The organism is Actinomadura sp. 9N407 (assembly GCF_044326315.1).
GTDB lineage: Bacteria > Actinomycetota > Actinomycetes > Streptosporangiales > Streptosporangiaceae > Spirillospora.
The window spans coordinates 229103-250973 of the sequence record NZ_JBIRAW010000009.1 but is presented as its reverse complement, the minus strand read 5'-3'; the positions used below and the strand labels follow the sequence as shown (position 1 = coordinate 250973).

24 protein-coding genes are annotated in these 21871 nt (G+C 71.6%); 13 read left to right on the top strand and 11 right to left on the bottom strand.

Translation table 11 applies throughout. From position 1 onward, the window contains the following. The first annotated feature begins 13 nt into the window (after positions 1-13). Positions 14-982, top strand: a complete 969-nt coding sequence (locus ACH34Q_RS17085; RefSeq protein WP_395983936.1) for a phosphotransferase family protein — start codon at positions 14-16, stop codon at positions 980-982. On the opposite strand, the gene ACH34Q_RS17080 is transcribed toward ACH34Q_RS17085, so the two are convergent. Beyond that, positions 979-1596, bottom strand: coding sequence for a class F sortase (locus tag ACH34Q_RS17080; protein ID WP_395983935.1), 618 nt, complete (start codon positions 1594-1596; stop codon positions 979-981). The genes ACH34Q_RS17085 and ACH34Q_RS17080 overlap by 4 nt on opposite strands. Next, a complete protein-coding gene (locus ACH34Q_RS17075; RefSeq protein ID WP_395983934.1) occupies positions 1583-2083 on the bottom strand; it encodes a hypothetical protein in 501 nt (166 codons plus the stop codon). The genes ACH34Q_RS17080 and ACH34Q_RS17075 overlap by 14 nt, the downstream gene beginning before the upstream one ends. A 115-nt stretch (positions 2084-2198) precedes the next feature. Between ACH34Q_RS17075 and ACH34Q_RS17070 the strand changes: the two genes are divergently transcribed. Further along, on the top strand, positions 2199-2543 hold the full coding sequence (locus ACH34Q_RS17070; RefSeq protein ID WP_395983933.1) for a DUF6285 domain-containing protein: 345 nt from the start codon (positions 2199-2201) through the stop codon (positions 2541-2543). A 44-nt stretch (positions 2544-2587) separates the two neighbouring features. On the opposite strand, the gene mctP is transcribed toward ACH34Q_RS17070, so the two are convergent. The 3 genes from mctP to ACH34Q_RS17055 form a co-directional block, all read right to left on the bottom strand. After that, on the bottom strand, positions 2588-4198 hold the full coding sequence (mctP, locus tag ACH34Q_RS17065) for a monocarboxylate uptake permease MctP (RefSeq protein WP_395983932.1): 1611 nt from the start codon (positions 4196-4198) through the stop codon (positions 2588-2590). Then, the gene (locus ACH34Q_RS17060) at positions 4188-4442 is read right to left on the bottom strand and encodes a DUF3311 domain-containing protein (RefSeq protein ID WP_395983931.1); all 255 of its coding nucleotides are present in this window, start codon (positions 4440-4442) and stop codon (positions 4188-4190) included. Before ACH34Q_RS17060 ends, mctP begins: the two co-directional genes overlap by 11 nt. Before the next feature lie 218 nt (positions 4443-4660). Next, a complete protein-coding gene (locus tag ACH34Q_RS17055; protein WP_395983930.1) occupies positions 4661-5218 on the bottom strand; it encodes a VOC family protein in 558 nt (185 codons plus the stop codon). Between the two features lie 259 nt (positions 5219-5477). Here ACH34Q_RS17055 and ACH34Q_RS17050 point away from each other — a divergent pair, with 259 nt between their 5' ends. The 3 genes from ACH34Q_RS17050 to ACH34Q_RS17040 all read left to right on the top strand — a co-directional run bounded on the left by ACH34Q_RS17050 (position 5478) and on the right by ACH34Q_RS17040 (position 8973). After that, positions 5478-7658: an anthranilate synthase component I gene (locus ACH34Q_RS17050; protein ID WP_395983929.1), complete on the top strand. Its 2181-nt coding sequence runs from the start codon at positions 5478-5480 to the stop codon at positions 7656-7658. A gap of 95 nt (positions 7659-7753) precedes the next feature. Continuing rightward, on the top strand, positions 7754-7900 hold the full coding sequence (locus ACH34Q_RS17045) for a GPGG-motif small membrane protein (protein WP_395983928.1): 147 nt from the start codon (positions 7754-7756) through the stop codon (positions 7898-7900). A gap of 137 nt (positions 7901-8037) precedes the next feature. Further along, the gene (locus ACH34Q_RS17040) at positions 8038-8973 is read left to right on the top strand and encodes an SDR family oxidoreductase (protein WP_395983927.1); all 936 of its coding nucleotides are present in this window, start codon (positions 8038-8040) and stop codon (positions 8971-8973) included. Here the strand turns inward: ACH34Q_RS17040 and ACH34Q_RS17035 are convergent. Further along, positions 8964-9926, bottom strand: a complete 963-nt coding sequence (locus ACH34Q_RS17035; protein WP_395983926.1) for a helix-turn-helix transcriptional regulator — start codon at positions 9924-9926, stop codon at positions 8964-8966. The genes ACH34Q_RS17040 and ACH34Q_RS17035 overlap by 10 nt on opposite strands. Before the next feature lie 80 nt (positions 9927-10006). Here ACH34Q_RS17035 and add point away from each other — a divergent pair, with 80 nt between their 5' ends. The 4 genes from add (at position 10007) to ACH34Q_RS17015 (ending at position 13508) form a co-directional block, all read left to right on the top strand. Further along, on the top strand, positions 10007-11017 hold the full coding sequence (gene add, locus ACH34Q_RS17030; RefSeq protein ID WP_395983925.1) for an adenosine deaminase: 1011 nt from the start codon (positions 10007-10009) through the stop codon (positions 11015-11017). Between the two features lie 94 nt (positions 11018-11111). Further along, positions 11112-11903, top strand: a complete 792-nt coding sequence (locus ACH34Q_RS17025; RefSeq protein WP_395983924.1) for an alpha/beta fold hydrolase — start codon at positions 11112-11114, stop codon at positions 11901-11903. Positions 11904-12011: 108 nt separating this feature from the next. Continuing rightward, positions 12012-12731 (top strand): FAD-dependent thymidylate synthase, encoded by a 720-nt coding sequence (gene thyX, locus ACH34Q_RS17020; RefSeq protein ID WP_395983923.1) that lies wholly within the window; start codon positions 12012-12014, stop codon positions 12729-12731. A gap of 72 nt (positions 12732-12803) precedes the next feature. Continuing rightward, positions 12804-13508 carry a dienelactone hydrolase family protein gene (locus tag ACH34Q_RS17015; protein ID WP_395983922.1) on the top strand — a complete coding sequence of 235 codons (705 nt, stop codon included), beginning with the start codon at positions 12804-12806 and terminating at the stop codon, positions 13506-13508. On the opposite strand, the gene ACH34Q_RS17010 is transcribed toward ACH34Q_RS17015, so the two are convergent. Continuing rightward, the gene (locus ACH34Q_RS17010; protein WP_395983921.1) at positions 13509-14552 is read right to left on the bottom strand and encodes a S1C family serine protease; all 1044 of its coding nucleotides are present in this window, start codon (positions 14550-14552) and stop codon (positions 13509-13511) included. Next, positions 14552-15817 (bottom strand): arginine deiminase, encoded by a 1266-nt coding sequence (locus ACH34Q_RS17005; protein WP_395983920.1) that lies wholly within the window; start codon positions 15815-15817, stop codon positions 14552-14554. Before ACH34Q_RS17005 ends, ACH34Q_RS17010 begins: the two co-directional genes overlap by 1 nt. 151 nt (positions 15818-15968) lie before the next feature. On the opposite strand from ACH34Q_RS17005, the gene ACH34Q_RS17000 reads away from it, so the two are divergent. Beyond that, positions 15969-17408, top strand: coding sequence for a basic amino acid/polyamine antiporter (locus ACH34Q_RS17000; protein ID WP_395983919.1), 1440 nt, complete (start codon positions 15969-15971; stop codon positions 17406-17408). Positions 17409-17444: 36 nt separating this feature from the next. Here ACH34Q_RS17000 and ACH34Q_RS16995 read toward each other — a convergent pair whose 3' ends face one another. Then, positions 17445-17834, bottom strand: coding sequence for a PaaI family thioesterase (locus ACH34Q_RS16995; protein WP_395983918.1), 390 nt, complete (start codon positions 17832-17834; stop codon positions 17445-17447). A gap of 119 nt (positions 17835-17953) precedes the next feature. On the opposite strand from ACH34Q_RS16995, the gene ACH34Q_RS16990 reads away from it, so the two are divergent. Continuing rightward, positions 17954-18751, top strand: a complete 798-nt coding sequence (locus ACH34Q_RS16990) for a helix-turn-helix domain-containing protein (protein ID WP_395983917.1) — start codon at positions 17954-17956, stop codon at positions 18749-18751. 11 nt (positions 18752-18762) lie between these two features. On the opposite strand, the gene ACH34Q_RS16985 is transcribed toward ACH34Q_RS16990, so the two are convergent. Then, positions 18763-19197, bottom strand: coding sequence for a hypothetical protein (locus ACH34Q_RS16985; RefSeq protein WP_395983916.1), 435 nt, complete (start codon positions 19195-19197; stop codon positions 18763-18765). 70 nt (positions 19198-19267) lie between these two features. On the opposite strand from ACH34Q_RS16985, the gene ACH34Q_RS16980 reads away from it, so the two are divergent. Both ACH34Q_RS16980 and ACH34Q_RS16975 read left to right on the top strand, forming a co-directional pair. Further along, positions 19268-19609 (top strand): PadR family transcriptional regulator, encoded by a 342-nt coding sequence (locus tag ACH34Q_RS16980; RefSeq protein WP_395983915.1) that lies wholly within the window; start codon positions 19268-19270, stop codon positions 19607-19609. Beyond that, entirely contained in the window at positions 19606-20250 is a 645-nt protein-coding gene (locus ACH34Q_RS16975) for a permease prefix domain 1-containing protein (protein ID WP_395983914.1), read from the top strand. The genes ACH34Q_RS16980 and ACH34Q_RS16975 overlap by 4 nt, the downstream gene beginning before the upstream one ends. A 55-nt stretch (positions 20251-20305) precedes the next feature. Here the strand turns inward: ACH34Q_RS16975 and ACH34Q_RS16970 are convergent, their stop codons facing one another. Next, entirely contained in the window at positions 20306-21373 is a 1068-nt protein-coding gene (locus ACH34Q_RS16970) for a globin domain-containing protein (protein WP_395983913.1), read from the bottom strand. Positions 21374-21871 lie beyond the last annotated feature (498 nt).

The window sequence follows — 21871 nt, the reverse complement described above, 5'->3', positions numbered from 1 at the left end:
CCTGGGAGGGCGGATGGATCTGGACCGGCTGACCGGACCGCTGGCCGAGGTGCTCGCCGCCCGCTACGGGCCCGGCGTCCGCGTGCGCGGGCTGGCCAGGGCCCAGGGCGGCGCGTCCCGGGTCACCTGCGCGTTCGACGCCGTGACCGCGGCCGGGCAGGCCCATCCGCTCATCCTGCGGCTGGCGACCCGGGGCGCGATGGCGGGCGCGCCGCTGACCCGCGAGGCCGCGCTGATGCGGGCCGCGGGCGCGGCCGGCGTGCCCAGCCCCGAAGTGATCGCCGCGGACGGCGCCGAGGGCCCGCTGGGCGCCGAGTTCGTGGTGATGGAACGGGTCGAGGGCGAGAGCATCCCGCGCCGCGTCCTGCGCGATCCGGCCCTGGCCGGCTCGGACGGCCGCCTGGCCGCGCAGTGCGGCGAGATCCTGGCGGCCGTGCACCGCATCCCGGTGGACGCGGTGCCCGGCCTGGAGCACGTGGACCAGCTCGAAACGTGGCAAGAGGTCCTGGACACCATCGGCGAGCCGCATCCCGCGCTGGAGTTCGCGTTGCGCTGGCTGGCCCGCAACCGCCCGCCGGCGGGGCCCGCCGCCGTCGTGCACGGCGACTTCCGCAACGGCAACTTCATCATCGGTCCCGACGGCATCCGGGCCGTCCTGGACTGGGAACTGGTCCACCTGGGCGACCCGCTGGAGGACCTCGGCTGGCTGTGCGCGAAGGCGTGGCGGTTCGGGTCCGAGTTGCCGGTCGGCGGGTTCGGTACGTACGAGCGGCTCGTCGAGGCGTACGAGAAGGCCGGCGGCGCCCCGGTCGACCGCGACGCGCTGCGCTGGTGGGAGATGTTCGGTGTGGCGCGCTGGGCCGTCATCTGCGTCATGCAGGCGCAGCGCCACCTCACCGGCGGTGAACGCTCGATCGAGCTGGCCGTCCTGGGCCGCCGCGTCGCAGAGAACGAATGGGACCTGCTGCAGATGATGCCCTAGCGCTCGCCTGTCAGGTGCGCGTAGACGATGAGGTTGTCCTGGTACGAGCGGTCGCCCTCGTCGTACTCCCCGCCACAGGTGACCAGGCGCAGGCCCGCGTAGCGCACGTTCCCGTACACGCGCACGCGAGGGAACTCCCACTTGGGCACGCGTTCCGTCGCGTCCACCTGGAACACCGCCACGCTGCGGTCCTGCCGGGTGACGCGGATCCTCGCCCCTGGACGGACTTGCCGGAGCCTGTAGAAGACCGCAGGGCCTTCCGTGCCGTCGTAGTGGCCGAGCAGCACCGCGGGCCCTCTGCTCCCGGGTGCGGGGCCCTGCTCGTACCATCCGACCCGCTCCGCCTGCCGGAGCGGTGGCACCTCCACGGTGCCGTCGCCGTTCAGGCCCACCCGTGTCACCGGCGCGTCGACGCCTATGCCGGGGACCTCGATACGTGCCGGGGAAGAGGGCGGAAGGGCCCGCCCGTCGGGGATGTGCCAGAGCGCGCGCGGGCCGCCATGGTCGCGGTAGTGCGGTTCCTCCCCGGGCCCGTCCATGCCCCTGCCCATGGCGAGCGCGCCCACCACCGCCAGCCCGGCCGCGATGAGGTAGCGGCGGTCACTGCCGCCCACGGGACGCCCGGGAGCGGGCCAGTGCCGTACCGCCGATTCCGGCGGCGGCGCCGACCATCGCGAGGCCGGCCAGCAGCCACGGCAGGTCCGTTCCCTGCGTACCGCCGCCGCCCGTGTCCGCCCAGCCGTGCGGTACGACGGCGTCCTTGTCGCGCTCGGGCTCACCGCCCCGTACGCGCACCGTCCCCTGCTGCGTGTAACCGGAGGTGGTGCACCTGGCCTCGATCCCGTACGTTCCGGCCCGGTCCCGGACGACCCGCGCCCGGACGGTGAACCAGCCGTCGACGACCTCGCCCTCGCCGCGGGCGGCACCGGTGATCCGCACGCGCCGGTCCTCGTCCTCGCAGCCGCCCGCGACGGTGACGGACGTCCCGGAGCGGGTGGCCTCCGCCTCGATGTCCAGCTCGCCCGCGTGCGCCCGCGCTGGAACGAGCAGCGTCAGCATGGTCGCGGTGGCGAGCGCGGCCCGTACGGCGGTGGCCTGCATGTGCGTCTTCCCTCCGTCGGATCCCGGTCCGGACGGGTGATGCCCGGGCGGTCCCGGCTCAAGGGGGCGTTGGAGCGATCTTTGCCGCCGCCTGCCGATCCTCTAGGATCGCCGGATGGCCGCACCCCATGACGCCCCCTCCGCGCGCGAGCTCGTGGCGGCCGTACGCGAGTTCCTGGAACGCGACGTGCTCGGCTCGCTGGAGGGCCGGACGCGCTTCCACGCCCTGGTCGCGATGAACGCGCTGTCGATCGTCGAGCGGGAGATGGCGGACGGCGCGGGACAGGCCGAGCGGCACCGGGCCCGGCTGGACGCGCTCGGGTACGCCGACGACGCCGGGCTCGCCGCCGCGATCAGGGCGGGCGAGCTCGACGACCGGGACGCGCAGGTGAAGGCGGCGCTCGCCGATACCGTGCGCGACAAGCTCCTCGTCGCGAACCCGCCCTACCTCGAAGCCTGACGCGGCCCCCGGGCAGGACGGGTCCATGACGGATCCGGGCCGGATCAGGTGCTGCCGGTCAGCTCCAGATCCTTGACCCTCGGGTCGCCCTCGTCGGCGAGGTAGTCCGATCCTTGGGTGGCGTCCACGCCGTCGGCCACCTTGGCCACCCGGCACACGACCGTGCCCACGATCGCCACCAGCAGGTTGACCGCGAGCGCGAGGATGCCCACGTACACCGTCATCTTGGTGTCCAGGCCCAGCTCGCCCAGGTTGTACGCCGAGCCGCCGAAGTGCTCCTTGCCCTTGTCCGGGTTGGGGATCTGGTAGAGCATCCACAGCCCGGCCAGCAGGCCCGCGGCCCAGCCGGCGACCAGGGCGCCGCGGTGGAACCACCGGGTGACCAGGCCCAGCGCGACCGCCGGCAGCGTCTGCAGGATGATCACGCCGCCGATCAGCTGCAGATCGATGGAGAACTCCGGGTCCAGCAGCAGGATGCACGCCACCGCGCCGACCTTGACCACCAGCGAGACCAGCTTGCTGACCGTGGCCTGCTGCTTCTCGGTGGCGTCCTTGCGCAGGTACTCCTTGTAGATGTTGCGGGTGAACAGGTTCGCCGCCGCGATCGACATGATCGCCGCCGGGACCAGCGCGCCGATCCCGATCGCCGCGTACGCGACACCGGTGAACCAGCTCGGGAACATCTGGTCGAACAGCAGCGGCACCACGGTGTTGGTGTCGGGCTTGCCGTCGGTCACGATCGGCTGCACGCCGGCGGTGATCGCCATGAAGCCCAGCAGCGCGATCAGCCCGAGCACGAGGCTGTAGGCGGGCAGCGCCGCCATGTTCCGCTTGATCACGTTGCGGCTCTTGCCGGCCAGCACGCCGGTGATGCTGTGCGGGTACAGGAACAGCGCCAGCGCCGAGCCCAGCGCGAGCATCGCGTAGTTGAGCTGGTTGGAGCCGTCCAGCAATACCCCGTCGCTGGTCTTCGGGGTCGCGTCGAACTTGGCCTGCGCCGTGTCGAAGATGTTCCCCCAGCCGCCCAGTTTGCTCGGGATGTACAGCACCGCGACGATGATCACCAGGTAGATCAGGACGTCCTTGACGAACGCGATCAGCGCCGGCGCGCGCAGTCCCGACTGGTAGGTGTAGGCGGCCAGGATGGCGAACGCGATGATGATCGGCAGATGGCCGTTCACGCCCATCGCCTTCAGCACCGCCTCGATCCCGACCAGCTGCAGCGCGATGTAGGGCATCGTCGCCACGATCCCGGTGATCGCCACGGCCAGCGCCAGCGTGGGCGAGCCGAACCGGGCGCGGACGAAGTCGGCCGGGGTGACGAAGCCGTGCACGTGCGAGACCGACCAGAGCCGGATCAGCACCAGGAACACCAGCGGGTAGACGACGATCGTGTACGGCACCGCGTAGAAGCCCATCGCGCCCGCGCCGAAGACCAGGGCGGGGACGGCGACGAAGGTGTAGGCGGTGTAGAGGTCGCCGCCGATCAGGAACCAGGTGATCCAGCTGCCGAAGTTGCGGCCGCCCAGGCCCCACTCGTCCAGGCTGTCCATCGTCTCCGGCCGGCGCCACCGGGCCGCCACGAAGCCCATCCCGCTGACCAGCAGGAACAGCGCGGCGAAGACGATCATTTCGGTGAGGTGATCAGTGGACACGCCGGCCCCGCTTCCGGGTCATCCGGTAGACGATCAGCGTGCAGCCGACGCCCAGCGGGATGAACAGGAACTGGATCCAGTAGAAGGCGGGGAAGCCGGCCAGCCGCGGCTCGTCGGAGTTGAACAGGAACGTCAGCAGCGGGGCCACGACGGGGACGATCAGCAGCCAGTTCCAGTGGCTGCGGTCGGAGCGGCGGGACTCCGGGGGTGCCGCGGCCGGGGTGTCGGCCGGTTCTGAGGGCAAGGGTCGGTCCTCCTCGTGCGCGGGAGCTCGTTCCGGCGGCGGGCGCGTTCCCGGAATGGGGAACGCGCCCGCCGCCGTGCGTGAAACCGCGCGAGCGTACACCCGAAGCGATCACGGACGGATCTCGGTGCCGGCACGAGTTGGCTGGATCGTTCCAGCGGCCGCCCGGATGCGGGACGCGTGCCTCGCAGGCGTACGGATCTGGCCGGACGCCCTGGTCAGACGGTACGGTCGGCGGCCGTCCTCGGCTCGTGCCGGACGTCGTCGGGGGAGTCCAGCTCCCGCGTCCAGGCGGCGAACTCGACCAGCACGCCGTCGGGGTCCTTGAAGTAGATCGACCGCACGAAGACCCCGTCGTGCATCGCGGGGGCCACGCCGAACTCGCTGTCGTCGTGGTTGAGGAGCGTGCCGACGTCGATGCCCTTGGCGATCAGCCGGTCCCGGTACTCCTCGATCCGCTCCGGCGGGACGTCGATGGCGATGTGGTTCATCGAGCCGACCGCCGACAGCAGCTCGCCCCGGTCGGGCAGCCCCTTGGGCGCCGAGACGCCGGGCACCGGCTCGGGCGCGTCCGGGAACCAGAAGAACGCCAGCGCGTTCCCGCCGCCGCAGTCGAAGAAGAAGTGCTGTCCCCAGCCCATCGGCAGCTCGATGGTCTTGATCAGCGGCATCCCCAGCAGGCCCTGGTAGAAGTCCACCGTCCGCTTCATGTCGCTGCAGACCAGCGCGAGATGGTTCACCCCGCGGAGCTCGAATTCGGTGTTCTCCCTGGCCATCGGAGTGCGACTCCCGTCTGTAAGCGGACCCTTGCATCCATGATGACACGCCCCGGCCGGGGCGCCGCTCGACCGGGGGACGCGCGTCCGGGTACCCTCGTCCCATGCGAACCGCGCCCCGAGCCTTCGACTGGTGGTGGCGCCGCTAAGGCGGCGCCGGTTCGCGCATTTCCGGAATCCAGGCGACCGCCCTCACCCGGCGGTCGTCTCGCGTTTCGGCCGGGGGTGCAGGGCTCGATCATGAGGGGCCATTTTCGCGGTGGAGACCGTCCCAGAGCAATCGCAGTCCAGCGAGTTCGTGACCGCCGGCGGCGTACGGGTGATCCGTACGGCGACGCCGGTCGACTCCGAGCGCAGGTCCGACGTGCTGAACGCCCTCGTTGCCGCCGTGGGGGAGCGGCGCGGCGGCGTGCTGAGCTCGGGCATGGAGTATCCCGGCCGCTACAGCCGCTGGCACATGGCCTATCTCGACCCCTGCCTGGAGATCGTCGCGCGCGGCCGGGCGGTCGCCGCCCGGGCCCTCAACGAGCGCGGCCGGGTGCTGCTGCCGGCGGTCGCCGCCGTGCTGCGCGGGGCGGGCGAGGTCCGGGCCGACGGGCCCGGCCTGATCGAGATCTTCGTACCGCCGGGCGAGGGCTTCTTCACCGAGGAGGAGCGCAGCCGCCGGCCGACCGTGTTCAGCGCGCTGCGCCTGATCATCGACCTGTTCCGCTGCGACGACCCGCACCTGGGCCTGTACGGCGCGTTCGGGTACGACCTGTCGCTGCAGTTCGAGCCGCTGCGCACCCGGCTGGAGCGCCCGGACGACCAGCGTGACCTGGTGCTGCACCTGGCCGACGAGATGATCGTGGTCGACCGCAAGCGCGAGACCTCGCACCGGATGTCCTACGAGTTCGTGGTCGATGGGGCGAGCACGGCGGGGCTGGCGCGCGCGACCGAGCCGACCCCCGTGCCGGTCGCCGCCGAGCTCCCGGCCCAGCCGGTGCCCGGCGTGTACGCGCAGACCGTCCGCGACGCCAAGGACAAGTTCATCCGCGGCGACCTGTTCGAGGTGACCCCCGGGCACGCGATGTACGGGCGGTGCGACTCCCCGGCGGCGTTCTTCGAGCGGCTGCGCGAGACCAACCCGGCACCGTACGAGTTCCTGTTCAACCTGGGCGACGGCGAGTACCTGGTCGGCGCCTCGCCCGAGATGTTCGTCCGGGTGAGCGGCGACCGGGTGGAGACCTGCCCGATCGCGGGCACGATCCGGCGCGGCGCGGACGCGCTGGAGGACGCCGAGCAGATCCGCACGATCCTGTCCTCGGCCAAGGACGAGTCCGAGCTGACCATGTGCACCGACGTCGACCGCAACGACAAGTCGCGGATCTGCGTGCCGGGCAGCGTCACGGTCCTGGGCCGGCGGCAGATCGAGCTGTACTCGCGGCTGATCCACACCGTCGACCACATCGAGGGGCGGCTGCGGCCCGGCTTCGACGCGCTGGACGCGTTCCTCACCCACATGTGGGCGGTCACGGTCACCGGGGCGCCCAAGACGTGGGCGATGCAGTTCATCGAGGACCACGAGGTCTCGCCGCGCCGCTGGTACGGCGGCGCCGTCGGGTGCATCGGCTTCGACGGGTCGATGAACACCGGGCTCACGCTCCGTACCGCGCAGATCCAGGACGGGATCGCGACCGTCCGGGCCGGGGCCACGCTGCTGTACGACTCCGACCCCGAAGAGGAGGAGCGGGAGACCCACCTCAAGGCGAGCGCGCTGCTGCGCGCGCTGGCGGACTCGCAGGCCGAGCAGGCCGGCACGCCGGTGGAGCCGGCCGGGGAGCCCGCGGGCGAGCGTGCGGGGGAGGGGCTGAAGGTCCTGGTCGTCGACCACGAGGACTCCTTCGTCAACACCCTGGCCGACTACTTCCGCCAGCAGGGCGCCGACGTGGTCACGCTCCGGCACGGCTTCCCGGTGGGAATGCTGGACGAGCAGGCCCCCGACCTGGTGGTCCTGTCACCGGGGCCGGGACGTCCCGAGGACTTCGCCACCGGCGCGCTGCTGGACGCCCTGGACGAGCGCGGGCTGCCCGTGTTCGGGGTGTGCCTGGGGCTGCAGGCGATGGTGGAGCACGCGGGCGGCGAGCTGGCGCTGCTGCCCGAGCCATCGCACGGCAAGCCGGGCCAGGTGAAGGTGGCGGCCGGCGGCGACCTGCTGGAGGGGCTGCCGGACGAGTTCACCGCGGCCCGCTACCACTCGCTGCACGCCACCCCCGACCGGGTGAAGGGGTTCCAGGTCACCGCCCTGACCGGGGACGTGGTGATGGCGATCGAGGACCCGCGGCGGCGGCGCTGGGCGGTGCAGTTCCATCCCGAGTCGATCCTGACCGCGGGCGGCCGGTCCGGTCACCGGGTCGTGGCCAACGTGCTGCGCCTGTGCCGCCGTCCGGCCTCCGGATAGCGCGGCGACAGCAAGGGAGAGCAACAAAACGGTAATTTCGGACATCCGAGATCGAAAGGCCGTTTGTCGGTCGCAGGGCCGGGGACCCTGCGACCATGCTTACCTTGCTGTGGCTCATCGCGGTGGCCCTGGTCATCGCCGGCATCTACGTCCTCATCGCCCGGCGCGAGCTGATCCTGGGCATCGTGCTGATCGTCGTCGGCCTCCTCGTGGGCCCGGGCGGCGTCAGCATCTTCAACTGACCCCGTCCTCCACGTGACCTCCCCGCCCGGGCAACCGCCCGGGCGGGCGCCACGCGTCCGGCAGGGCGGGGACCGATTCCCGGGCCATGGATAAAACCTGACGCCGGCTGTCAGGTTTCGCTGCCAGCATCGTTCTCATGAACGAGCAGACGACCAACGAACGACCGCTGACCGGGAAGATCGCTCTGGTGGCCGGGGCCACCCGCGCGGCGGGACGCGGCATCGCCGTGCAGCTGGGCGCGGCGGGCGCGACCGTCTACGCCACCGGGCGCTCCACCCGCGGGCGCCGGTCGGAGATGGACCGCCCCGAGACCATCGAGGAGACCGCCGAGCTGGTGACGGCGGCGGGCGGTGAAGGCATCGCCGTCCCCACCGACCATCTCGACCCCGGCCAGGTGGACCGGCTGGTCGAGCGCGTCGACGCCGACCACGGCCGGCTGGACGTCCTGGTCAACGACATCTGGGGCGGCGACCACCTCACGAAGTTCAACACCAAGCTCTGGGACCTGCCGCTGGACGACGGCCTGCGGATGCTCCGGCTGGCGATCGACACCCATGCCATCACCAGCCACCGCGCGCTCCCGCTCCTGATCAGGAACCCGGGCGGGCTGGTGATCGAGATGACCGACGGCACGGCCGAGAGCAACGCCGCGTACCGCTGGGAGACCGGCTTCTTCTACGACCTGGCCAAGTGGGCCGTGATCCGGATGGGCCTGTCCCTGTCGGAGGAGATCAAGCCGTACGGCTGCACCGCCCTGTCCCTCACCCCCGGCTGGCTGCGCTCGGAGGCGATGCTGGAGCACTTCGGCGTCACCGAGGACACCTGGCTGGAGGGCACCCGCGTGGACGGGCACTTCGCGATCTCCGAGTCGCCCGCCTACGTCGGGCGCGCCGTCGCGGCCCTGGCCGCCGATCCCGACCGGAACCGGTGGAGCGGGAAGTCGCTGTCCAGCGGGGAGCTGGCCCAGGTCTACGGCTTCACCGACACCGACGGCAGCCGTCCGGACGCCTGGCGGTACATCGCCGAGGTCCAGTGGGCCGGCAAGCCCGCCGACGTCACCGGCTATCGGTAGAGGTCGGCGACGCGGGCGGCGTTGTCGGCCATCCAGGCGCGCAGCTCGGGCGGGTCCAGGACCTCGACCTCCGGGCCGAGCCGCGTCAGCTGGTGGCGCGCCACCAGGTGCGACTCGACGGGCAGCCGGGTGACGACCCGGCCGTCCGCGTCCGGCTCGCCGGCGCCCTCGGCCGCCCGCCGCGCCGCGTACGGCTCGACCGCGTACCGCAGCACGCGCAGGCCCTCCGGGCTGAGCCGGACGGTGATCTCCTCGCGCAGCATCGTCCGCAGGAACGCCTCGGCCTGCCCGGCCCAGTGACCGGGCAGGTCGAAGCCCTCGTCGCGCTCGAACCGCTCGCCGGTGGGGGACAGGTCGATGATCCGGTCCACCCGGTACGTGCGGTGGTCCTGGCCGACGCGCGCCACCAGGTACCAGGTGCCGTTCTTCAGGACGAGCCCGTACGGCTGCACCGTCCGCGTGATCTCGCGGTCGCGCCGGTAGCGCAGCCGGACGACCTCGTCCCGCCACACCGCCCGGGCCAGCTCCCGCAGGCCCGGCGGCGGGCCGGACTCGCCGAACCATCCGGGCGCGTCCAGGTGGAAGCGCCGGCCGGCCTGCTCCGGAGCGTCCCGCAGCGACGCCGGAAGCGCCGCCAGCACCTTCAGTTCCGCCGCCGCCACCGCGTCGGCGAGCCCCATGTCCTGCGCCGGGCCCGGCAGACCGGACAGGAACAGCGCCTCGGCCTCCTCGCGGCTGAGCCCGGTCAGCCGCGTCCGGTAGCCGCCGACCAGCCGGTATCCGCCGTGCCTGCCCTGCTCGGCGTACACCGGGACGCCGGCCGCCGACAGCGCCTCCACGTCCCGGTAGACGGTGCGCTCGGAGACCTCCAGCTCGAGGGCCAGCTCGGCGGCGGTCATCGCCTCCCGCGACTGCAGCAGGAGGACCAGGGAGATGAGCCGGGACGCACGCATGGGCCCATTCTGACATTCTTGTGTCAGATAACGCGATTTTCAGTGTTCCCGGCGGTGAATCCGCTGTTAGCGTCGCCGTCGTGCCCGATCTCTACGCGTACATCGACGCCCTTCCCAAAGTCGAACTCCACGTCCACCTGGTGGGCTCGGCCTCCGTTCCCACGGTCCTGGAACTGGCCCGCCGCCACCCCGGCGGCCCCGTCCCGACCAGCGAGGACGAGCTGCGCGCGTTCTACGCCTTCCGCGACTTCCCGCACTTCGCCGAGGTCTACATGGCGGTCAACGCCCTGGTCCGGGAGCCGGAGGACGTCGCCACCCTGGTGCTCGGCACCGCCCGCGACCTGGCCGCGCAGAACGTCCGCTACGTCGAGCTGACCGTCACCCCGCACAGCCACCGGCTGGTCGGGATGCCGCCCGCCGCGATCACCGAGGCACTGGACCTGGCCGCCGGGCAGGCGCGCGAGCGGTACGGCGTCCAGGTGGCCTACGTCTTCGACATCCCCGCCGACATGCCGGGCGACTTCGTCGGCGGCACCCTCGACCAGGCGCTCGAGCACCCGCCCGAGGCACTGATCGGGTTCGGGCTCGGCGGCATCGAGCAGGCCCGCGCGGGCCACACCGAGGCCATCCGGGACGCGTTCCGCGCCGCCCGCGCCGCCGGCCTGCGCAGCCTGCCGCACGCCGGCGAGATGACCGGACCGGAGACGATCTGGGAGGCCCTGGACGGGCTGGGCGCCGAGCGGATCGGCCACGGCCTGTCCTGCGTCCAGGACCCGAAGCTGGTCGCCCGCCTGCGCGAGACCCAGATCCCGCTGGAGGTGTGCCCCACCTCCAACGTCTGCACCGGGCAGATCCCCGACCTCGCCTCCCACCCGCTGCCCCGGATGCTGGAGGAGGGACTGTTCGTCACCCTCAACAGCGACGACCCGCCGATGTTCGGTACGACCCTGACGGGCGAGTACCGCGTCGCGGCCGACACGTTCGGCCTGGGCCGCGAGGACCTGGCCGCCCTCGCCCGCAACGCCGTGACCGCCTCCAGCCTGGACGGCCCGGGCAAGCAGGCGATCCTGGACGGGATCGCCGCCGCGTGACCCGGGCGGCCGCGGGCCGCCGAATGTCAGGCAGTAACGTGGCGCCCGTTGGAAATGTGCCGAACTGTGGCGCATTCCGGGACAGGAGGCAGACATGCACCGGTTCGTGGCCACAGACGGCGTGGAGATCGCCTACCGGACGTGGGAGCGGGAGTCCACGCTGCCTCCGGTCGTCCTGCACCACGGCTTCGCCGCCAGCGGGTCGACGAACTGGGTCCAGACCGGGCTCGTGGACGCCCTGCTCGGCGCGGGCCGCCGGGTGGTCGCCATCGACGCCCGCGGCCACGGCGCATCGGGCAAGCCCCACGATCCCGCCTTCTACGGCGAAGAACGGATGGCCGCCGACCTGCGGGAACTGCTGGACGTGCTCGGCGAGCCCGCCGTCGACCTGGCGGGCTACTCCATGGGCGCGATCGTCTCGCTCATCGCGGCCGGACAGGAGCCCCGGGTACGCCGCCTGGCCGTGGGCGGAGTCGGCGCCGCCGTGGTGGAGCTCGGCGGGGTGGACACCCGGGTGATGGGTGGTACGGCGCTCGTCGAGGCCCTCCGCGCCCCCGACCCGTCCACCATCACCGACCCGACCGGCGCGGCGTTCCGCGCGTTCGCCGACTCCACCGGCGCCGACCGGCTCGCGCTGGCCGCGCAGGCGGAGGTCGTCCACGCGACCCCGATCGACCTGGGCGCGATCAAGGCCCCCACCCTGCTGCTGGCGGGCGACGCCGATCCGCTCGCCGCCCGCCCCCAGGTGCTGGCCGGCGCCATCCCCGGCGCGCGGCTGCGGCTGGTGACCGGCGACCACCTGGCCGCCGTACGGGATCCGGCGTTCGCCCAAGCGCTGCTGGCCTTCCTCAACGCCGACCAGCCCGGAGACGCCCGCTCCGCGTGATCAGGAACACGGCTGGAATCCGCAGGCACGCCTGTCACGATCCCGGCCGCCGCCCCGGCACGACTACAGTTGCCGGGGCGGTTCAGGCAGGGAAAGAGGAGGCCGATCGTGGACGGGGACATCGAGTTCCGCAGTGACATGGTGGTAGAGCTGATCAAGTCGGCCGCGTCGGACGCGGACGTGCTGTGGGCGGCCCGGGTGTCGACCAAGGGCGAGAGCTCGCTGGCGGAGATCGAAGCCGATCCGGAGCGCTCCAAGGGTTTGATCAACTACCTGATGCGGGACCGGCACGGCACTCCGTTCGAGCACTCGTCGATGACCTTCTACGTGAAGGCACCGATCTTCGTGTTCCGCGAGTTCATGCGGCATCGCACGTTCTCGTACAACGAGGAGAGCGGCCGGTACCGCCGGCTCGACCCGGTCTTCTATGTGCCCGGCGCGGAGCGCAAGCTCGTCCAGGAAGGACGTCCTGGCAAGTACGTCTTCGCGGACGGCACGCCCGAGCAGCACAAGCTGGTGACCGAGGCCACCCAGGACAGCTACCGGCAGGCCTATCGTGCCTACACCGAGATGCTGGACGCGGGGATCGCCCGAGAGGTGGCCCGGACCGTGCTGCCGGTCGGCCTCTACTCGTCGATGTACGCCACCTGCAACGCGCGCGCGCTGATGAACTTCCTTTCCCTGCGGACCAAGCGGGAGGACTCCACGTTCCCCTCATTCCCGCAGCGGGAGATCGAGATGGTCGCGGAGCAGATGGAAGAGCAGTGGGCGGCCATCATGCCGCTCACCCATGCGGCTTTTGAGGCCAACGGCAGGGTGTGCCCCTAGCGCGTTCGCTGAGACCCGCGTCACGGCATTTGGGTCTGTGCGCGTGGCATGGGGTGGGCCAGGGTTGGGCGCATGCCTGATGTCAGCATTGCGCAAGGGGTGCCCGCCTACCTCGCCGTCCCGGACGGGGAGGGGCCCTGGCCCGCCGTGGTCATCGTGTTCGAGGCCACGGGGGCGAGCGAGGACATGCGCGCCCAGGCCGATCGCTTCGCCGCCCAGGGATATCTGGCGGTCCTGCCCGACTTCTACGACGGCGGGTCCTGGCTGCGGTGCGTGCGGGGCGCGATGCGGCAGATGGTCGCCAGGCGCGGGCCCATGTTCGACCAGATCGAGAGCGCGCGCGTGTGGGCGGCGGAACGGGACGACTGCACCGGGCGGGTCGGGCTCATCGGGTTCTGCATGGGCGGCGGGTTCGCGCTGGTGGCGTCCGCCAAGTACGACTTCCAGGCCGCCTCGGTGAACTACGGGATCATGCCGCGCGAGCGCGACCTGCTGAAGGTCCTCGACGGCGCCTGCCCGATCGTGGCCGGCTATGGCGGGCTCGATCGTTCGCTACGCGGGGCGGCCGGCAAGATCGAAAGCGCCCTGACCAGCCTGGACGTTCCGCACGATGTGAAGGAGTACCCCACCGCGGGGCACAGCTTCCTCACCGAGTCGAAGCTTCCGGCGCCGCTGGGCGTGCTGTCCAAGGTCATGATCGGCCATGGCAAGGGCCGTTCCAACGCCGCCGACGGGTGGGAATGGATCTTCGCGTTCTTCGGCACCCACGTGAAGTGATCAGTCGGCCGACAGTTCGCCGAGGGTGACCTGCAGGTTCCGGGTGGCGCCCTCGCGGACGAGGGTGACCTCGGCACGCGCGCCGGCCTTCTGGGTGGCGAGCGCCTGGGTGAGCGCCTCCTCGGTCGGGGTCGGGGCGTCGTTCACCGCGGTGATGACGTCGCCGGGGCGGATGCCGGCCTCGGCGGCGGCGCCGTTCCTGGCGACCTCGACGACCTCGGCACCGGCGGGCCGGCCCGTCCGCAGGTCGACCACGGTACGGACGGTGACGCCCAGGGCGGCGCGGCCGGAGTTGGTGACCTTGCCGTCCCTGATCAGCTGCGGGACGATCACGGCGACCGTGGAGCTCGGGGTGGCGAACCCGATGCCGGGCGCGGCGCCGCCCTGCGGGCCGTTGGCGGCGGCCGTGGGGATGCCGACGACCTCGCCGTTCAGGGTGGCCAGCGCGCCGCCGCTGTTGCCCGGGTTGATCGCCGCGCTGGTCTGGATGGCCTGCACGATCGTGGACCCGGGGAAGGACTCGCCTGCCTGGGTGGACACCGTACGGCCCATCGCGGAGATGATCCCGTTGGTGACGCTGCCCGACAGCCCGAGCGGGTTGCCCATGGCCAGGACGGCCTGGCCGACCACGAGCTTCGTGGAGTCACCGAACGCGGCCTTGGGCAGCCTGCCGCCGGCGACCTTCACCACCGCGAGGTCGTCGGCGTTGAACGTCCCCACCAGGGTGGCCTTCATCGGGCTGCCGCCGCTGGCCGGGGTGACCCTGATCTCGCGGGCCCCCGCCACGACATGGGCGTTGGTGACGATGTTGCCGCTGTCGTCGTACACCACGCCCGAGCCCTCGCCACTGCCCGTCTCGATCTGCACGACCGACGGCAGCACCGTGGTGACGACCTTCTCGTACGCCTGCTCCATCTCGGTGGTGCCGCCGCGTTCACCGGTGGTGGCGGCCGAACGCGCCGCCGGCTCCTCCTTGCCACCGGAGCAGCCGGGCAGCAGGAGCACGGTGGCCAGCAGGAGCGCGGGCGCTGTCCGGGCGCGCATCAGATGCCGTCGCGCTGGATCGGGCACGTCATACAGTGCGTACCGCCGCGGCCCTTGCCGAGTTCGAAGCCCTCGATCTCGATGACCTCCACTCCGTGCTCGCGGAGCTTGCGGTTGGTGTACTGGTTCTTGTGGTAACCGACGACCACACCGGGCTCCAACGCGAAGAAGTTGTTGCCGGAGTCCCACTGCTCGCGGGCCTGCTGGTCGTCGTCGCCGCCGGTCGGGACGACGTCCAGCCGCCCGATGCCCAGCGCCTCCTGCACCGCGTTGACGAACCCGGTCTCGCGGCGGACGTCGAACGTGCCGTCCTTGTCCCCGGGCCGCAGCGAGAAGGTCGTCGCCGTGTCCAGGAACGGGATGTACGCGGACGCCTTGTCGACGTCCAGCAGGGTGAACACCGTGTCCAGGTGCATGTAGGAACGCTGCTTGGGGACGCACACGGCGATGACGCGCTCGGCGGCCTCGGCGGCGAACAGCGACAGCGCGATGTGCTCGGCCGTACGGGGATTGGTGCGCTCGCTGATACCGATGGCGACCGTCCTGTTGCCGATGGGCATCATGTCGCCGCCCTCCATCGCGGCGCTGCCGTAGTCCTCCTCGTTGAAGCGGTCGTCCTCGCCGGCGTACGGATACCAGTAGGAGAAGTCCTGGTCGGCGAACATCGGATGGTGGTGGTAGATGGTGCTCTGGTTCATCGTCTCCAGCAGCCGCACGTGCCAGAACATCGGGTTGAGCGAGACGCCCCCGTACAGCCAGGCGGACGGATCGCGCTGGTAGAGGGAGTTGGGCAGCGGCGGCAGGACGAACCGGCCGGGGTCGGTCCAGGCCGCGACCAGTGACCGCTCCTCCATCTCGGCGGCGCCGAACTCACGCTTGGTCAGGCCCCCGACGAGGTGGTGGGCCAGGCGCTCGCCGCTCCAGTTCGACAGCGTCTCCCGTACGGTGTCGACCAGGGCGGGCCCGACGGTCAGGTGCGTGACGACCTGCTCGACCGCGCGCCGCTTGACGTCGATGCCCGAGTCGAGGGCCTGGGCGAGCAGCTCCTGGTGGTAGTGGACCTCCACGCCCCGTTCGCGCAGCAGCTGCACGAACGCGTCGTGCTCGCGCTGCGCGTGCTCGACCCACAGGATGTCGTCGAAGAGCAGTTCGTCGTTGTTGGCGGGGGTCAGCCGCTTCAGGCTCAGATCCGGCCGGTGCACGATCACCTTGCGGAGCCGGCCCACCTCCGAGTGCACCCCGAACAGCCGCTCCCCGTCGCCCATGCTCGTCCCCCTCGCGGACCGCGCCCCCACATTCCGGACGTGGTCTGCCCGTACGCCCCGCGGCACAATGCCCAGCTGACGGAATCCGGCCCGAAATCGGAACCGATCTTGACCTGGCCCCCGCTCCGGAGCGGGAAGGGGTCCCGGCAGCATGACGACCACCACCGAAACCGCAACGGCCCGCAAGCTGGGGACCCCTGCCCTGACCGCCATGGTCGTGGGCTCGATGGTCGGCGCGGGCGTGTTCTCGCTGCCCCGCAACTTCGCGCAGGCCACGGGCGTCATCGGCGCGATCGTCGCCTGGCTCATCGCGGGCACCGGCATGCTGATGCTCGCGTTCGTGTTCCAGATCCTCGCCGTCCGCAAGCCCGCCCTGGACGCCGGCGTCTACGCCTACGCCAAGGCCGGCTTCGGGGAGTTCCCCGGGTTCTTCTCCGCGTTCGGGTACTGGGCCAGCGCCTGCGTCGGGAACGTCACGTACTGGGTCCTGATCGGCTCCACCCTCGGCCTGGTGTTTCCGGCCCTCGGCGAGGGCGACACGCTCCTGGCCATCGCGGTGTCGGCCGTCGGCGTCTGGGCCTTCCACTTCATGATCATGCGAGGTACGAGCGAGGCGGCGTTCGTCAACCAGATCGTCACCGTCGCCAAGCTGCTGCCGATCCTGACCTTCGTCGTGATCCTGCTGGTCACGTTGCAGAGCGAGGTGTTGACCGCCAACCTCTGGGGGGCGGAACGCACGCTCTCGGGCCTGTGGTCGCAGGTCAGGGAGACGATGCTGGTGACGGTGTTCGTGTTCCTGGGCGTCGAGGGCGCCAGCGTCTACTCGCGCTACGCCAGGCGCCGCAGCGACGTCGGACGCGCGACCGTCCTCGGGTTCCTTAGCGTCCTGGCCTTGTTCGCCTCGGTCACCCTCCTGTCGTACGGGACCGCCGCCCGCCCGGAACTCGCCGGGCTGCAGCAGCCGTCCATGGCCGGCGTCCTGGAGACGGTCGTCGGCGGCTGGGGCAAGACGTTCATCGGCGCCGGGCTCGTCGTCTCCGTCCTCGGCGCCTACCTGGCCTGGACCCTCATGGCCGCCGAGGTGCTGAACGTCGCCGCCCGCGACGACGACATGCCCGCGTTCCTGCGCCGCGAGAACGGCCACGGCGTACCGGTCACCGCGATGCTCATGACCAGCATCCTGATCAGCGCCGTCCTGGTCGTCACGCTGTTCTCCGAGGACGCGTTCACGTTCACCCTCAAGCTCTGCAGCTCCCTCTCGCTGATCCCGTACCTGCTCGCCGCCGGATACGCCCTCAGGCTCGCCCTCTCCGGCGAGACCTACGACAGCGCGCCACGGGGCAGGGGCAAGGAGACCGTGATCGCAGCCCTCGCCGTCGTGTACACGGCGTTCCTCATCATCGCCGCGGGCCTGGAGTTCCTGCTGCTGTCGTGCATCATCTACGCCCCGGGGACCGCGCTGTTCGTCCTCACCCGCCGCGAGCGCGCCCGCCGCGTCTTCACCCCGCCCGAGGCGGCCCTGTTCGCCCTCACGGCCGTCGCCGCCGTCGCCGGCGTCATCGCCCTGGCCACCGGCCTCATCACCATCTAGTGATCTACAACGTAAAGGCGTCCGCCTCGTGGCGCGTCAGCCTGGAAGGACGGCCTGGGTCTGGGTCACCTGGGCCACCCGGCGGTCCTCATCGTCGTAGAGGTCCGTCTGGACGACGATGAAACGGCGGCCGGGGTGCAGGGGCCGCGAGACTCCGCGTACCTCGCCCTGCCGGACGCCGCGCAGGAAGTTCGTCTTGGACTCCAGGGTCGTGGTGGACGATCCGGCCGGGAGGTTGAGGAACGCGCAGGCCGCGCCGAGGCTGTCGGCGAGGGCCATCAGGGCGCCGCCGTGCATGATGCCGCCGGCGGTGCAGCGTTCGGGGGCCCAGGCGAGTCGGCCGGTGACCTCCTCGGGCTCGGCGCTGTCGATCCGGACGCCCAGCGCGCGAGCGAAGGGCATGGCGTCAATGATCTCGTCGGTCATGGGGCCATCGTGGCGGGGCGCGGGTATGCGCGGCGATTACCTGGGAGGTCATGGCCACCGGAATCGGCATTACCGGGGAGGTAATCGCGGGCATGACCTCGGGTGGGTAGCGTGCGGGCATGACGATCACCTCGCTCAGCGACGTACGGCCCATCGGCGACCAATTGCGGGCATGGCGGCAGCGGCGCAGGCTGAGCCAGCTGGAACTGGCGTCGGGGGCCGACGTCTCGACGCGGCATCTGAGCTTCATGGAGACGGGACGCTCCGCGCCGAGCCGGGAGATGGTGCTGCGGCTGGCCGAGCATCTGGACGTGCCGCTGCGCGACCGGAACCTGCTGCTGGTGTCGGCCGGGTACGCGCCCGTGTACGCCGAGACGCCGATCGCCGAGCCCCGGATGGATTCGGTACGGGCGGCACTGCGCCAGGTCCTGCGGGGACACGAGCCGTACCCGGCGGTGGTGGTGGACCGGTTCTGGAACCTGATCGACGCCAACGAGGCGGCGGGCTTCTTCATGGAGGGGGCGCCGCCCGAGCTGCTGGAGCCGCCGCTGAACGTGCTCAGGCTGAGCATGCACCCGGCCGGGATGGCGCGGAACATCCTGAACCTGGGGGAGTGGCGGACGCTCATGATCGACCGGGTGCGGCGGCATGTGGCGCTGACGGCCGATGCCGCGCTGGCCCAGCTCTACCGGGAACTGCGCGACTATCCCGGGCCCGAGGCGACGACGGCTCCGGCGGGTGACGAGGTGGTCTTCCCGCTCCGGATGCGGGACGGGGACAGGGTGCTGTCGTTCTTCAGCACGATCGCCACCTTCGGTACGCCGGTGGACATCACGGTGGCCGAGCTGGCCATCGAGTCGTTCTATCCCGCCGACGCCGAGACCGCGGACTTCCTGCGGGAGCGCGCCGCCCGCTGAGAGCCGCGCGATCACGTGCCGGTGGTGGAGCCGGGGCGGACGATCATGAGGACGACCACGATCGCCCACAGCAGGTTGAAGGCGCCGGTGAGCATGCCCAGCCGGGCCGCGAGGGAGGCCGTCTCCTCGCCGCCGCCGGCGGTGAGCATGCGCCGCTGGCCGGGGAGGATGGCGGCGGCGAGGACGGCGGCGGCGATCGTGGTCAGGATCAGCGACGCGATGAGCCAGGGATCGGTGAGGACGCCGAGTACGGCGCCGGTGGCCAGGCCGAGGATCGGGACGGCGATCCCGGCCGCGGTGTAGCCGCGGCAGATGCGGTGCAGGAACGTGGCGACGCCGTCGCCGGCCTGCCTGGCGTAGCGGGGGAAAAGCGAGGCGGCCACGGCGATCGGGCCGATCACCAGGATCGCGGCGAGCACGTGCAGCGACAGCAGGACCTTGGTCACGGACACTCCCTCATAAGTTGGCTGCCAATAGGTGGACTGTCTACAGGATCCATGTGTAGGCTGTCTACTCATGAGGGCGGATGCGATACGAGGTCATCTGGACGGGCTGCTGCTGGCCGTGCTCGAACCGGGCCCGCTGCACGGGTACGCGATCATCGCGGCGGTCCAGGAGCGCAGCGGGGGAGCGCTGGAGCTGAAGACCGGCACGATCTATCCCGCGCTGAACCGGCTGGAACGGATCGGCCTGCTGGAGAGCAGCTGGGACTCGGTCGGCGAACGGCGCCGGCGCTGCTACCGGCTCACCGAGGCCGGGCGGCAGGGCCTGGCAGGCGAGCGGACGGCATGGCGCGAGTTCACGGCGGCGATCGGTTCCGTGCTGGATCCGTCCGCACGGCCGGGGAACGCCGCGTGAGCGCCGTGGCCGATCCCATCGAGGATCCCGTCGAGGACTACGCCGCCGAGTTGGCGGACGCACTGCACGGCCCCGCCCGGGCCAAGGAGCGGATGGTCAGGGAGATCCGCGACGGCCTGGCCGACACGGTGGCGGCGTACCGGATGCAGGGAATGCCCTACGAGCGCGCCGCGAGGCTGGCGGTACACGAGTTCGGGACGGTGGGCGAGGTCGCCCCGAGCTGCCAGCCGGAACTCACCATCGCGCAGACCCGGCACACCGCCCGGGCCGTCGGCCTCACGATCCCGTTCCTGATCGCCTGCTCGCTGCTGATCCGGACGGCCGGCCAGGGCTGGGCGCTGTGGCTGCCGGTCGGCGCGGCGGCGACCGCGGCACTGCTCGGGGCGGCGACGCTGGCCGTCACGGGCACCCTCGCGCGCCGGCTGCCCATGCCGGCCCGGCTGCCGCTCGCGATCGCGTGGACGGGGACGACGACCGGGGTGGTGACGGCGCTCGCGGCGCCGGCACTCGCCATCGCGTCGGCCGTGGTCGCGGACTGGCCGCTGACGGTGCTCGCCGGGGCGCTCGCGGCGGCGTCGCACGCCATGGTGGCGGGCTCGGCGCGCGCCTGCCGCAGGTGCGCCCGGCTGCCGGTCGCGTGACGGGGGACCGCCGCCGGCCTTGAACGTTCCGCGCCCGGGGACGCGCGCGGCCCGGTCAGGCCTCGGCGGCCAGCGGGTCGTGGTGGACGCGCTGCGGCGGGACGTCGAGGCGCTGCAGCACGTCGACCGTACGCCTGACCATCTCGACCGGCCCCGCGACATAGACCTCCTGCTCGGCGAGGTCGGGGAGGGTCTCCAGGGCGTCGGGCGGGGTACCGTGCACGCCGTCCTCGGAGACCAGGGTGGTCACCCGCAGCCGGGGGTACGCGGCCGCCATCTGCGCCAGGTCGCGCATGTCGTACAGGTCGCGCTCGGCCCGCGCGCCCACCATCAGGTGGACGCCGCGTTCCGGGTCCTCGGCCAGGGCGCGCTCGGCCAGCGCACGCAGCGGCGCCAGGCCGGTGCCGCCCGCGATCAGCAGCAGGTCGCGGCCGGTGCCGGGTTCGAGGGTCATCGTGCCGATCGCCGGCCCCAGCAGGATCGTGTCGCCGGGGCTGGTGTGCCGGACCAGCGTGCCGCTCACCCAGCCGGCCGGTACGGCGCGTACGTGCAGGCTGAGCATGCCGTCGGGCCGGGGCGCGTTGGCGATCGAGTAGGGCCGCCAGATCCGGGGCCAGCGGGAGACCTGGACGGTGACGTACTGCCCGGCGTCGAACGGCAGCGGCCGGCCGGGCCGCAGGGTGAGCACGGCGAGGTCGTGGCTGCGGCGCTCGTGCCCGGTGACCTCGGCGATCCACCAGGGCGGCGCCCGCTCGGCGTCCCGCTCGGCGGCGGCGATCATCAGCTCGGACGCGACCCGGTAGCCGGTGGTCCAGGCGTCCTCGGCCTCGGCGGTCCAGCCGTTCCCGCAGAACCGGCGCAGCGTCGCGATCAGTGCCTCGCCGACGGCCGGGTAGTGCTCGGGAAGGACCCCGTACTTGCGGTGGTCGCGGCCGAGGCCGCCGAGGTAGCCGGCCAGCGCGTCGGGGTTGTCGATGCTCCAGACGATTCTGGTGAGGGCATGGAAGAGCCGGTCGCGTTGCACGTCCATGGTCGGCGGGAACAATGCCCGCAACCGGGGATTCCCGGCCAGCAATCGGCCGTAGAAATAGGCGGTCGCCTTATCGGCGACCGGTTCGAGCAAGGTAAAGCTTTCTTTGATGATTCGGGGTTCCAAGGACATCTGGCGGGTTCGCCCCCCGGTCCATTCCGGTCGTGGTCGCCGGGCTCGACTAGGGGTCGTCGGCGCGGGAACGCCCGGCTCGGTGAGATTCTCTCATCCAAAGTGCCTGGTCTCAACACTTTCCCGCCAACGTGCACGTTCCGTCACTCTGCGTGAGTGATTTCTGATTCTCCGTTACGGAGGGCTGCATTCGGGCGGAAGAATACTCGTCGGTATCTCTTTGGAGTGCGCGCGATCGGCGCCGGAAGTGGCTCCCTGATGGCGCCTGGCCTGTTGCTTATCCGGTATTAGTCGAGTTTGTCCGTTGATCTTCGCGAGCCTCTCCGGGTGTGGTGCAGAAATCTCTACCGCGGTTCGCCGGGACGGCCCGGGCGCGAAGTGGGACGATCACCGTTGCGTACCGATCCCGTCCTTTCCGCCCGCACGCGGCGGACGGCGGGCGGCGTAAGGCAAGCTGGC